Origin of the sequence: Klebsiella sp. MISC125, assembly GCF_051131775.1 — a bacterium.
In the GTDB taxonomy this organism is placed as follows: Bacteria; Pseudomonadota; Gammaproteobacteria; order Enterobacterales; family Enterobacteriaceae; genus Klebsiella.
Genome location: NZ_CP180448.1, coordinates 69,861 through 82,228 on the forward strand (window position 1 = coordinate 69,861; position 12,368 = coordinate 82,228).

Annotated in this window: 10 protein-coding genes and 1 pseudogene; 5 read left to right on the forward strand and 6 right to left on the reverse strand. The window is 56.3% G+C overall.

Annotated features, from left to right (window positions below):
* Positions 1–23: 23 nt before the first annotated feature.
* The 6 genes and pseudogenes from phnV to phnR all read right to left on the reverse strand — a co-directional run bounded on the left by phnV (position 24) and on the right by phnR (position 5,531).
* Positions 24–821 (reverse strand): 2-aminoethylphosphonate ABC transport system, membrane component PhnV, encoded by a 798-nt coding sequence (gene phnV, locus ACMYSL_RS00320; protein ID WP_434661054.1) that lies wholly within the window; start codon positions 819–821, stop codon positions 24–26.
* 2 nt (positions 822–823) lie between these two features.
* Entirely contained in the window at positions 824–1,684 is an 861-nt protein-coding gene (gene phnU, locus ACMYSL_RS00325) for a 2-aminoethylphosphonate ABC transporter permease subunit (protein WP_434664321.1), read from the reverse strand.
* A gap of 2 nt (positions 1,685–1,686) precedes the next feature.
* On the reverse strand, positions 1,687–2,796 hold the full coding sequence (gene phnT / locus ACMYSL_RS00330) for a 2-aminoethylphosphonate ABC transport system ATP-binding subunit PhnT (RefSeq protein ID WP_434661055.1): 1,110 nt from the start codon (positions 2,794–2,796) through the stop codon (positions 1,687–1,689).
* Positions 2,797–2,801: 5 nt separating this feature from the next.
* A pseudogene (gene phnS / locus ACMYSL_RS00335) lies at positions 2,802–3,815 on the reverse strand (2-aminoethylphosphonate ABC transporter substrate-binding protein).
* A 784-nt stretch (positions 3,816–4,599) separates the two neighbouring features.
* On the reverse strand, positions 4,600–4,806 hold the full coding sequence (locus ACMYSL_RS00340) for a hypothetical protein (protein WP_434661056.1): 207 nt from the start codon (positions 4,804–4,806) through the stop codon (positions 4,600–4,602).
* 5 nt (positions 4,807–4,811) lie between these two features.
* Positions 4,812–5,531, reverse strand: coding sequence for a phosphonate utilization transcriptional regulator PhnR (gene phnR, locus ACMYSL_RS00345; protein WP_434661057.1), 720 nt, complete (start codon positions 5,529–5,531; stop codon positions 4,812–4,814).
* Between the two features lie 139 nt (positions 5,532–5,670).
* Here phnR and phnW point away from each other — a divergent pair, with 139 nt between their 5' ends.
* From phnW to ACMYSL_RS00370, 5 genes are all read left to right on the forward strand, one after another.
* Positions 5,671–6,774 (forward strand): 2-aminoethylphosphonate--pyruvate transaminase, encoded by a 1,104-nt coding sequence (phnW, locus tag ACMYSL_RS00350; RefSeq protein ID WP_434661058.1) that lies wholly within the window; start codon positions 5,671–5,673, stop codon positions 6,772–6,774.
* Positions 6,775–6,783: 9 nt separating this feature from the next.
* Entirely contained in the window at positions 6,784–7,593 is an 810-nt protein-coding gene (gene phnX, locus ACMYSL_RS00355) for a phosphonoacetaldehyde hydrolase (RefSeq protein WP_434661059.1), read from the forward strand.
* 270 nt (positions 7,594–7,863) lie between these two features.
* Entirely contained in the window at positions 7,864–9,903 is a 2,040-nt protein-coding gene (locus ACMYSL_RS00360) for a beta-galactosidase (protein WP_434661061.1), read from the forward strand.
* 17 nt (positions 9,904–9,920) lie between these two features.
* Positions 9,921–10,778: an arabinose operon transcriptional regulator AraC gene (araC, locus tag ACMYSL_RS00365; RefSeq protein WP_181484377.1), complete on the forward strand. Its 858-nt coding sequence runs from the start codon at positions 9,921–9,923 to the stop codon at positions 10,776–10,778.
* A 231-nt stretch (positions 10,779–11,009) separates the two neighbouring features.
* Positions 11,010–12,326, forward strand: coding sequence for an MFS transporter (locus ACMYSL_RS00370; RefSeq protein ID WP_182235364.1), 1,317 nt, complete (start codon positions 11,010–11,012; stop codon positions 12,324–12,326).
* The last annotated feature ends 42 nt before the right edge of the window (positions 12,327–12,368 follow it).

Sequence of the window (12,368 nt, forward strand, 5' to 3'; positions counted from 1 at the left end):
CGCAGCGCCACCGGGAAATAGCGCTAACGCTGGCTCATCCGGCGAGCGATGCGCTCAAGCTTAATCATCAGCAGTAGCGTCACCCCCACCAGCACAATAGTCAGCGCCGAGCCGTCGGCGATATTGCCGCGGTCGGTCAGGCTGAAAATGGTGACCGGCAGCGTCGTCCATCCCGGCGGGTAGATCATCACCGTCGCGCCCAGCTCCCCCATCGATAGCGACAGGCTCAGCGCCAGCGCGGAGATCATCCACGGCGTCATCAGCGGCAGCGTCACGTGGCGCAGGCGATACCATGGCGATGCGCCGAGGCTGGAGGCGACGTTTTCGATATCGGCGGAAATCCGCGCCAGGCCGGTGGAAACGTTGCTGAAGGTAAAGGCGGAAATCAGCACGAAGTGCGCCGCCAGCACGATCCAGAAGGTGCCGTTCATCTGTAGCGGTCCCTGGCTGAAGGCCACCAGAATACCTAAACCCACGGACACCGATGGAATGGCGCTCGGCAAATAGAACATCAGCCCGAGGTATTTTTGCAGCTTCGCGCTGTACTGGCGCAGGGCCAGCGCCGCCCACATGCCGCACAGCAGAGCAAACAGGCTGGCGCAGAAACCGACCATCAGGCTGGAAAAGAGCGAATCCCACGCCGCGCCGCGAAATGCGTTAACGAAGTGCCCGAGGGTAAAGCCGGACGGCAGCAGGCCGTTCCACTGCTGGCTCAGGCTGGACATTAAAATCACCGCCAGCGGCAGAAAAAAGAACCCGGCAAACAGCGTTACCGCCAACGCGCCCGCCGCCGAACGACCTTTACGCGACCAAATCAACATCGTTAGCTCCTTGCGCCGGTACGCGCGGCGGCCAGCCGGTAGAGCATAAACAGCCCCAGCGACAGCAGAATATTTATTAGCGCAATCATGCAGGCCACGCCGTAATCCGATTCGAGAATGGCTTTGCTGTAGACCATCATCGGCAGGGTATTGACCCCTTTCGCGCCGATAAACAACACAATGCCGAATTCATTGGTGGTCAGCAGCAGGCACAGGCTGCCGCCCGCCATCAGCGCCGGGAGCGCCGCCGGGAATATCACCTGGCCGATAACCCGCAGCGGATGGGCGCCAAGAATGCTCGCCGCTTCGAGCTGGCTTTTATCAATCTGCCGCAGTCCGGCCATCAGCGGGCGCATCACCAGCGGAGTGAAAACGGTGATTTCCGCCAGAATCACCCCCTGAATCGAATAGAGAAAATCGACCGGCGGCAGTTCGAAAGCAAACAGCGACATCAGCGTACCGTTCAGCAAGCCCGCCGAGCCGTAGATAAAGGTGAATGCGAGAGTGATGAGGAAAGTCGGCAGGGCAATAAAGGTATCAATGACCCGGCCGATCAACTGGCTGCCGGGAAACGGAATAAATACCAGAATCAGCGCCAGCACGCTGCCGAGCAGCAGGCAGCCCAGCGTGGCAAAGACCGCGATTTGCAGCGTATTGAGCAATGCGTTAATAAAACGGCGGGATTCCACCACCTGCCAGAAAGTCCCGAGGCTCAGGTGACCGTTGGCATCGCGCAGCGCCTGCTCAGCAATCAGCAGCAGCGGATAGAAAAATAGCGTCGCCAGCACCAGCAGTGGTAGCAGCAGCCACAGAAAGGGCCGCAGATTCAGGGCCGGGCGCGAGAGGGTTAAGGTTTGCGACATCATTACACCTCAATCAGGACCGCATCGTTGGGTTCAAAATAGAGCGCCAGCTTGTCGCCCGCATGCGGCAGCGGGTTCACATGAGTCATCACAATGCGCACGGTTTCCCCCGCCACATCGCACAGCAGATGGGTCAGATCGCCCTGCCAGTGCACCGACGTCAGGGTGGCGTTAAGCCGGTTACTGGTGGCCGTTCGCGGTGCGAGGCTCATATGCTGCGGACGTATGCACAACAGCTTGTTGTTACCGTGCTGGCCGCCGTGGCTGAAAGCGTTAATCAATCCGCCGCCGCAGCTGACGCTGACCAGCCCTGGCCCCACGGTATCTTTCAGCGCCGTCGCCCGCAGGATGTTGGCGCGCCCGAGAAACTCGGCGGTAAAACGGTTGGGTGGATAGTGGTAGAGCTGATGGGTTGCGCCGTGGGCAATTAGCGAGCCGTCTTTCATGATGCCAATCTTATCCGCCAGGGTCAGGGCTTCGGTCTGATCGTGGGTGACGTAGAGAATCGTCAGCTCCGGCAGTTCGCGGTGTAGTCGGGCGATTTCCTCCACCATGTTATGGCGGATTTGCGCATCCAGCGCCGAGAGCGGTTCATCGAGCAACAATACTCGTGGGCGCACGGCGATAGCGCGGGCAATGGCGACGCGTTGCTGCTGGCCGCCTGAGAGCTGATGCGGATAACGGCTGGCGTAATCCGCCATACCGACGATTTTCAGCGCTTCTTTGACCCGCTCGGCGATCAAGGCTTTCGGCTGTTTCTGCGCCCGCAGGCCAAAAGCAACGTTATCTTCCACCTTCATATGCGGGAAAAGGGCGTAGTTTTGCACCACCATTCCGAGGCCGCGTTTATACGGCGGCAGATGAGTGACGTCGGTGTCGCCAATCAAAATTCGACCACCCGCAGGCTGCACAAATCCGGCTATCGCCCGCAGCACCGTGGTTTTCCCGGAGCCGGAGGGGCCAATCAGCGCCAGCACTTCACCCGGTTCAATGGTTAATGACAGCGGCTTTAGCACCACGTTGCCGTGATAAGAAACGCGCAGCGAGTCGAGAGTAATCCCGGTGGTTCCCGCCAGCGATGGGGAGTGGGAAGCGGTCGTTTTCATCAACATTACGTTTACTCGCTGTCCGTCACTTGATGCCAGCGGGCAATATCCGCCGACAGTGAAACCGCCACATCGTCCCAGTTCGGTTCCCAGCTTTTCACGCCGCTAATCGCCGCTTTTGCTGCTTTGAAGTTGGCATCTTCCGGCGCGACATCGCTACGCACCGGCAGCCCCTAGGAGAGCGCGCTGATGCTGGTCTGAGCCGGTTTATCGAGCAGGAAGTTAATCAACTTTTTGCCGTTTTCGCTGTTCGGACCGTTCTGTACCAGGCCGACGGTGTAGGGCAGCGCCAGCGCGCTGCGTTCGCCTTTGGCATCCGCCGGCCAGAAGATTTGTACGTTCGGGTTACGCGCCATCTGCGACAGGTTCATTTGCAGGTCGCCGTTAGCGATATACAGCTCGCCTTTATTGACCAGCGCGGTCAGCTTGCCGGTCGAAGCCGACGGGCCAACGTTGTTCGCCTGAAGTTTGCCGAGATAGTCGAAACCCGCGTCTTTGCTACCCAGGCTGTGGAATGCCTGCAGCATCACGGCGGTGCCGTCGCCCGCCTGGCCAGGCGTGGAGTATTGAAGCTTGTTTTTGAAGCGGCTATCGAGCAGATCTTGCCAGCTGGCCGGGGCGGCTTTCAGCAGCTTGCTGTTGTAGATAAAGGTCAGGTAGTTGTTAACCAGCGGCGAGTAGCGGTCGTGGACGCCGGGGATTTGTTCACTGCTCTGCGGCTTAAATTCGGCTAACAGCTGCTCTTTGGCGGCGCGCTGAATGAACGGCGGGACCGTCACCAGCACGTCAGCCTGCGGGTTGGTGCGCTCTTTCGCCAGACGCTCGACAATCGCCCCGGAGCCGCCTTCCACATACTGTACTTTAATGCCCGTCGCTTTGGTGAAGGCATCGAACTGATTTTTGTACCAGCTGTTGTCGCCATCGTGCAGGCCGTCAGCGGAATAGACGGTAACCACGCCATCGGCCCAAACCGGGGCGCTGGCGAGGGCGATAGCGGATAGCAGAGCGAGTCGGGAGAGTTTCATCGTGTCAGCCTTTTCGGGTAAGTGAATTAAGTGGTCTATACCAGGTTGGGTTTCACGCTACCGGGGGTTTATGACAAAACGATGAATGAAGTGTGTCGAAAGAGTTAAAAAACAGCAGTGCGTTGCTTTTCCCGGAGGCGGCGCTGACGCACCTGTCCGGGCTACCAAACCAGCAGCCTGCTGTGTACCTGTAGCCCGATCAGCGCAGTGCTACCGGGAAGCATGGTGCAGAGGATTTCAATGCGAAGGCCGATCCCGGAGGCGGCGCTTGACGAACCTGTCCGGGTTACCAAACCAGCAGATTGCTCGATCCCGTAGCCCGGTCATACAGTAGCGCCACCGGGAAGCATGGTGCAGAGGATTTCAACGCGGAAGCCGATCCCGGAGGCGGCGCTTGACGCACCTGTCCGGGCTACCAAACCAGCAGATTGCTCGATCCCGTAGCCCGGTCAGCGCAGCGCCACCGGGAAGCATGGTGCAGAGGATTTCAATGCGGAGGCCGATCCCGGAGGCGGCGCTTGACGTGCCTGTCCGGGCTACCAAACCAGCAGGCTGCTCGATCCCGTAGCCCGGTCAGCGCAGCGCCACCGGGAAGCATGGTGCAGAGGATTTCAATGCGGAGGCCGATCCCGGAGGCGGTGCTGACGCACCTGTCCGGGCTACCAAACCAGTAGATTGCTGTGTACCTGTAGCCCGATCAGCGCAGTGCCACCGGGAAGCATGGTGCAGAGGATTTCAACGCGGAGGCCGATTCCGGAGGCGGCGCTTGACGCGCCTGTCCGGGTTACCAAACCAGCAGGCTGCTGTGTACCTGTAGCCCGATCAGCGCAGTGCCACCGGGAAGCATGGTGCAGAGGATTTCAACGCAGAAGCCGATCCCGGAGGCGGCGCTTGACGCGCCTGTCCGGGCTACGCGATCGTAGACGGCGGTGAACCCGTAGCCCGGGTAAGGCGAAGCCGCGACCCGGGGAAAACCCACGAGCGGAGCCAATAAAATCAATGAGTATCGACTTCGATACGCAGGCTATCGTGACGCCAGTATTCGATGTCGTAATCGAGAATTCGACCGTGCTGATCGTAGTTGAGGCGGCGCAGCAGCAGTGCCGGACGCCCTTCCATCACTCCCAGCGCTTCGGCGGCCTGCGGCGGCATCGAGGTCGGCCAGAACGACAAATGCATACTGGTATATATCAGATCATAATGAGTCTGATAAATCTCGGTCAGGCTGCCGTTAAGGTCGTGGCGTAGCAGTTCCGGAACCCTGGTGGGCAGACAGTGGTTTTCGCAGTAGCAAATTGCCCGTCCGTCGGCGTGGCGCAGGCGGGTAAGCAGGTAAACCTGGTCGAACGGCTGCAATGCCAGCGGGGCCATTACATCCAGCGGTACCGCAGTTAAACGCCCATCCAGCAGCACCGTTTTCGGCTCCCGCCCCTGCTCCAGGCACAGCTTATGGAAGTTGGTATTCTGCGTCGGATCCAGCCACAGACGCTCCGGCGTCACGAACCAGCCACGGCGATCGGCGCGGTAGATAACGCCGCTGGCCTCCAGCTGCGCCAGGCTCTCGCGCACCGTGATGCGCGTGGTATTGAACAGTGCGCACAGCTCGCGTTCGGACGGCAGTTTGTCGCCGCTCTTCAGCGCGCCGTTTTGAATACGCGCCTGAAGCTGCGCCTTGATCAGCAGGTACTGCGGGGTCTCGCCAGAGGGTGATTTCATGTTCGCTCGCGACCAAATTTGATGCGGCCATTATACATAATCAGATGAATTTTTTGTTGCAGCGCCACTTTTCCTTTGACCTTTGCAGGCGACGATCGTCATCATAAAAAACATCTGGTATAGACCAATGGTGATAAAAATGACTGCTCGCAATTACCTGCTGCTGACCCCCGGCCCGCTGACCACTTCCCGTACGGTGAAAGAGGCGATGCTGTTCGATAGCTGTACCTGGGACGACGACTACAATCTCGGCGTGGTCCAGTTCATCCGCCAGCAGCTGGTTGAGCTGGCGACGCCAGCCGACGGCTACACCTCGGTGTTGCTACAAGGCAGCGGCAGCTACGCGGTCGAAGCGGTGCTCGGCAGCGCTATCGGCCTTCAGGACAAGGTGCTGATTATCAGCAACGGGGCCTACGGCGCACGGATGATCGAGATGGCGGAGCTGATGGGCATCGCGTATCACCCCTACGACTGTGGCGAAGTCTCTCGCCCGGACGTGGTGGCGATCGAGCAGATCCTGCAAACTGACCCGGCGATCGCTTATATCGCCATGGTACACAGCGAAACCACCACCGGGATGCTTAACCCCATCGAAGAAGTCGCGGTCCTCGCCCAGCGTTACGACAAACGCTATATCGTCGATGCGATGAGCAGCTTCGGTGGTATCCCGATGGATATTGCTAAACTGAATATCGATTACCTGATCAGCTCCGCCAACAAATGCATCCAGGGGGTGCCGGGATTTGCGTTCGTCATCGCCCGGGAAGCTGAACTGGCAACCTGCAAAGGCCGTTCGCGCTCGCTGTCGCTGGACCTTTACGCCCAGTGGCGCTGCATGGAGGATAATCACGGCAAGTGGCGTTTTACCTCGCCGACCCATACCGTGCTGGCCTTCGCCCAGGCGCTGAAGGAGCTGGCGGAAGAAGGCGGCGTGAGCGCGCGCCACCAGCGTTACAGCACGAATCAGCGGCGTCTGGTGGCGGGAATGCGCGAGTTAGGTTTCCAGCCGCTGCTCGATGACAGCCTGCATTCGCCGATTATTACCGCTTTTTACTCCCCGAGAGCCCCGCAGTATCGCTTTAAGGATTTCTATCAGCGGCTCAAAGAGCAGGGATTCGTTATCTATCCGGGCAAAGTATCGCAGAGCGACTGCTTCCGCATCGGCAACATCGGTGAAGTGTACGACGCCGACATTACCGCCCTGCTGGCGGCCATCAAAAACGCCATGTACTGGCAACATTAAGGAACCGCCATGAACCGTATTAACGCCGTGATTCTTGACTGGGCAGGCACTACCGTCGACTTTGGCTCCTTTGCGCCAACGCAGATTTTCGTTGAAGCCTTCCGCCAGGCTTTTGATGTGGAAATTACCCTTGAAGAAGCTCGGGTGCCAATGGGCCTCGGCAAATGGCAGCACATTGAAGCGTTGGGGAAACTGCCTTCTGTGGATACTCGTTGGCAGGCGAAGTTTGGTCGCGCGATGACCGCCGCCGATATCGATGCAATTTACGCCGCCTTTATGCCGTTGCAAATCGCCAAAGTCGTCGATTTTTCCGCGCCGATCGCCGGGGTTATCGACACGATTGCCGCGCTTCGGGCTGATGGCGTGAAGATTGGTTCCTGCTCCGGCTACCCGCGTCCGGTGATGGAAAAACTGGTTCCCGCAGCCGCCGCGCAGGGCTATGCGCCAGACTATTGGGTGGCGACTGATGACCTCGCCGCCGGAGGGCGTCCCGGTCCGTGGATGGCGTTACAGAACGTGATTGCTTTAGGGATCGATGCGGTTGCCCACTGCGTCAAGGTCGATGATTCCGCGCCGGGAATTACCGAGGGATTAAACGCCGGGATGTGGAGCGTGGGCCTGGCGGTTTCCGGCAACGAGTTCGGTGCCACCTGGGAGGAGTATCAGCAGATGACCGCCGAAGAGATCGCCACCCGCCGCGAGCATGCCGTCGGGAAGCTGTACGCTGCTGGTGCCCATTATGTTGTGGATACGCTGGCGGATTTGCCAGGCGTGATTGCCGCCATTAACGCCCGTCTGGCAAACGGCGAACGTCCGTAGACTTCACCATCTTTCCCCGGGCGGCATAAACGCGTCGCCCGGCGGTATCTCGTCATCCTTGCGATAACTCCCCGCTGTTCTCATACCGAAATCCGGCTCTTTTTAGCAAATATGACCATCCTGTAATGCCGATCACACTTTACTGCTGGCAACGGATTTGTTCAGGAAAGACAGCCGGATCATTAAGCTTTTTTCTCCACGCCCGGAATATATTAACGCTATTCCAGTCACCAGCATTGGCGAATAACGAAACCACGGAGAAAGCTAAATATGGCAGGTCTTTATTATGGTGTGGCCTATTACGATGAGTACATTCGTGAGGAGCGCCTGGAAAAAGATATCGAGATGATGGTTGCCGCTGGCATTAACGTTGTCAGAATTGCGGAATCCACCTGGAGCACGCTGGAGCCTGAAGAGAATAGGTTTAATTTCTACCATATCGATCGCGTGCTCGACGCCATGCACCGCGCGGGCATCTCCGTTATTATCGGCACGCCAACCTACGCCATCCCAGGCTGGCTGGCGCGCAAGCACCCGGATGCGCTGGTCACCACGCCAGGCGGTCATGAAAAATATGGTCGTCGGCAGATTATGGATATCGTTAACCCGCATTTTCTTCAGCATGCCGAAAAGGTTATTCGCGCTCTGCTTAATCATGTTCGCCATCATCCGGCTATTATTGGCTATCAGGTTGATAATGAAACAAAGCATTATGACAATACCGGCGAATATATAGAGACGGCGTTTAAGGCATCATTGAAAAAACAGTTCCCGGATATCCGCCAGATGAACGATGCCTTTGGGCTTGAGTACTGGAGTAATCGCATTGATTGCTGGGAAGATTTTCCCCCTGTCGCCAGCACCATCAACGCCAGCCTGGGCTGCGCTTTTGCCCGCTTTCGTCGGGAGAAGGTCGCGGAGTATCTGGCCTGGCAGGCCGATATCGTGCGGGAATACGCGCGGCCAGAGCAGTTTGTTACGCAAAACTTCGATTTTGAATGGCGCGGTTATTCTTTTGGCCTTCAGCCGCAGGTCGATCATTTCTCTGCCGCGCAGGCAATGAGCGTTGTCAGCGTCGACGTTTATCACCCAGGTCAGGATCATCTTAGCGGGCGGGAAATAGCTTTCAGCGGCGATGTGGCGAGAAACCTGAAAAATGGGCGTAACTATTATGTTATGGAGACGCAGGCCCAGGGATTTGCTAAATGGACGCCGTGGCCCGGTCAATTGCGTCTGCAAGCTTTTAGCCATATCGCCAGCGGCGCCAGCATGGTTTCTTACTGGCACTGGCATTCCATCCACAACTCCTATGAAACCTACTGGAAAGGGCTTATCAGCCATGATTTCGCCCCGGGCCCTACTTACCAGGAGGCGATGACTATCGGTCAGGAGATGGCTCAGTTGTCCGGCGTTCTTAACGAACTGCGCGTGGAAAACGATGTTGCGATTCTGGTCAGCAATGATGCGATGGAAGCCATGAACTGGTTTAAACCCGATACGCCGCAGCCCGGGTTGAACAACCACGGTCATTACGTTTACAACGATATCCTGCGACGGTTCTGGGATGCGCTTTATGACAATAATGTCACGGTGGATATCATCAACGCCCTTGACCCGCAGAACAGTCAATACAAGGTCGTGGTTATCCCGGCGCTCTACTGTGCAACCGATGAACAGCTTGAGCGTATCAACCAGTTTGTTGAAAACGGCGGCAAAGTGCTGATTGGCTTTAAGTCCGGATTTTGTGATGAGAATGTCAGAGTGCGCGCTGAAACCCAGCCTGCAATACTGAATAAATGCTGCGGCGTCAGCTATAGCCAGTTCGTCATTCCGGAAAACGTGGGGCTTCGGGCCGAAGCAGAGACGTTGATTTGCGCCCCTGATGAACGCCCGGAAATGTGGATGGAGCTGCTGACGCCGAACGCTGAAAAGACCGCCGTTCTGCTGCGTTATGACCACCCGGTCTGGGGAAAATATGCCGCCGCCACGCTGTCGAATTACGGCAAAGGGCAAGCGCTCTATGTTGGCTGTTTGCCCTCCAGCAAGGTGATATTTGACCTGTTTAGCGCGCTCTCATCAGATACGCCGCTGGCCTCCTCTACGCCAGAGTATCAGTGGCCGCTGGTTGTTCGCCGCGCCGTAAACAGCCAGGGCGAGGGGGTGCAATTTGTTTTCAATTATTGCGCCACGCCTGCAACAATCAGTACTGAGGCCGAAGTGACGGAACCACTGAGCGGGAAACGGTATCATCAGGGAGAACGCGTTGAGATTGATGCCTGGGGCATGCGGTTGTTTGTGAAATCACGGTAATTTTCGCGAGGTGGTGTATGTGTTTTACCTTTGATGCGTATCTGGTGGCTGGATTCACACCGGTTATCCGCAGCGGTCCTCTCGATACCCCGATAGACCGTCCGGACGGAATGGAAGGGTATATTATTAATATTACCGTGAGGGGAAAAGCGTGGGTAAAAACCAAAGAAGGCACATACATTACCTGCGAAAAAAATGACTTACTCATTTTTCCACCCGGTGTGCCGCATCATTATGGGCGAGATGAAAGCAGCGATTGCTGGGATCACTTTTGGATTTACTTTATTCCCCGTCCTTATTGGCATAATTGGCTCACCTGGCAAGGTAGCGAGGGTGAACCAGGCAAACTTACGTTAAAAAGTGAGCACGATGGTGAATTAATGAAGACGCTGTTCAGCGAGGCGATTACCTTCTTTTCTGAAGGCGACGCGCTGTCAGAGGCGATATCGATGAACGTCCTTGAACGTATCATCCTGAATTGTTATCGACTACAGGAAGATACACAAAAGAAAACGCGCGATGCCAGGGTGGAAGAGGTCTGTCTCTATCTGAACCGGCATATCACCGAGGATTTGAGCATCGCCGACCTCGCCGCGCAGGTCTGCTTGTCGCCGTCTCGTCTGTCTCATTTGTTCCGCGAAGAGACCGGGCAGACCATTAATGAATGGAAAGAAGAACAGCGGATATATCGCGCTAAAAATATGCTGCAAAATACCGTGCTGTCTATCTCTGATATTGCACAATTAAGCGGATATAACGATGCCTTTTATTTCTCAAGAATTTTTCGTCGCCACTGTGGGGTCTCCCCTCGGCGATACAGAAATAATTATATCAAGCTTATTCCGGATAAAAGCAGCAACTCCAGTGGCACTTGAATTTTAATATACCCTAAATAATTCGAGTTGCAGGACAAGGCACTTGTGCCTTGAACAGCGCTTGCGCTGGCCCCGAAGGGGCGAGGCCATAGGCCGAGTAACGCGGCAAGGGAGTGAATCCCGATGAGCTTACTCTGGTAAGTGATTCGGGTGAACGAGCGCAGTCAACACACCTGCAACTTGAAGTATGACGGGTATAAACACTACCTTTAAAATAAAAGGTTTACTCTAATGAACACGAATAGCACCGATAAAACCATTAATTTGGGTGGGTGGTCTGCGTCAGTCAGTAATGAAAAACAGCCGAAACCTCCTGTACTTTTAGGTCTTGCCGTCGGAATCGGCGCGCTGCTGTGGCTGGCTCCATTTATGGGACTCAATTCCGTTCTGAACCCGGCCAAGCTCAGTCGAATTATCGGCGGGGGTTCAGAGGTTAATAATTTTCTTGCTCTGCTTGGCACTCTTGGCGCGGTCACCTCAACGATTACCACCATTATTATCGGCGCGCTGTCTGACCTCACGCGCTCCCGCTGGGGCCGTCGGACTCCGTGGATTTTATCCGGTTCGGTCCTGACCGCCCTGGTGATGGTGGGTCTGGGAATGATTGAAACCAAAGAGCAACTGTGGATTTTTATCCTTCTCTGGTGCTTATTACAGACCTTTATAAACTTTGTCGTTGCACCGCTGATTGCCGTCATTGCTGACCGCATCGCGCCAAAACACCGGGGGTTAATTTCCTCCATTTATGCGGCAGGTTTCATTATCGGTCAGTACGGCGGCCCGGTGGTTGGCGGGTTCTTTCTTAGCGATAGCCATCCAGAGCTGGTCAATACCGGTTATTACGTTCTGGCGGTGGCGATGCTGCTCTCCGGCCCGATTGCGGCAGTCATCATCAAAGAGCCATCCAGCCTCGGCATGCCGCGGCAAAAAATCGACCGCAGCAACTTTGCCCAGTACTTTATTTTTCCGGTACGCAATGCGCGCGACTTTTACCTGGCGCTGTTTGGCAAGATGCTGATTGCCATCACCATTACCGCTTTTAGCGTTTATCAGCTCTTTTTCCTGACCAGCGGAATGGGGCTCAATAGCGCCGATGCCGGGAAGTATATTTCTCTGGCGGGGGTCGCCACGATGATAACCGCGCTGATCTTTGCGCCTATTTCCGGCCCGATTTCCGACAAACTACGCACTCGCAAAAAACCGGTGTTTCTCGCCGCCGTGTTGATTGCCGCCGGGACGGTGATCCCTTTTATTTACGGGCAGCCCGCCGCGATGATCTGGTACGGAGTTATTGCGGGTATTGGTTCGGGGATTTTCTTTTCGGTCGATCAGGCACTGAATCTGGAGGTGCTGCCTAATCCCGAAAACTCGGCAAAAGACCTCGGCATCCTGAATTTTGCCAATACTGGCGCGCAAATTCTTGGGCCCGTATTAGGCGCGATTCTGTTTAGCGTGGTGGGTAACCAGTACCTGCCCATCCTGCCTATCCTGGCCGTTATCGCGCTGGCAGGTGGGGGACTGATTATGATGATAAAACAGGTAGATTGAACATTATCCCCCGGCGAGCACTGCGCCGTCGGGGGGCGAATA

What these genes read in the sequence shown, in the direction of transcription:
- phnR (WP_434661057.1), bottom strand. Translation starts at nt 5,531, where the DNA reads ATGAAATCACCCTCTGGCGAGACCCCGCAGTACCTGCTGATCAAGGCG.
- araC (WP_181484377.1), top strand. Translation starts at nt 9,921, where the DNA reads ATGTGTTTTACCTTTGATGCGTATCTGGTGGCTGGATTCACACCGGTT.
- phnT (WP_434661055.1), bottom strand. Translation starts at nt 2,796, where the DNA reads ATGTTGATGAAAACGACCGCTTCCCACTCCCCATCGCTGGCGGGAACC.
- phnV (WP_434661054.1), bottom strand. Translation starts at nt 821, where the DNA reads ATGTTGATTTGGTCGCGTAAAGGTCGTTCGGCGGCGGGCGCGTTGGCG.
- phnX (WP_434661059.1), top strand. Translation starts at nt 6,784, where the DNA reads ATGAACCGTATTAACGCCGTGATTCTTGACTGGGCAGGCACTACCGTC.
- ACMYSL_RS00370 (WP_182235364.1), top strand. Translation starts at nt 11,010, where the DNA reads ATGAACACGAATAGCACCGATAAAACCATTAATTTGGGTGGGTGGTCT.
- phnW (WP_434661058.1), top strand. Translation starts at nt 5,671, where the DNA reads ATGACTGCTCGCAATTACCTGCTGCTGACCCCCGGCCCGCTGACCACT.
- ACMYSL_RS00360 (WP_434661061.1), top strand. Translation starts at nt 7,864, where the DNA reads ATGGCAGGTCTTTATTATGGTGTGGCCTATTACGATGAGTACATTCGT.
- phnU (WP_434664321.1), bottom strand. Translation starts at nt 1,684, where the DNA reads ATGTCGCAAACCTTAACCCTCTCGCGCCCGGCCCTGAATCTGCGGCCC.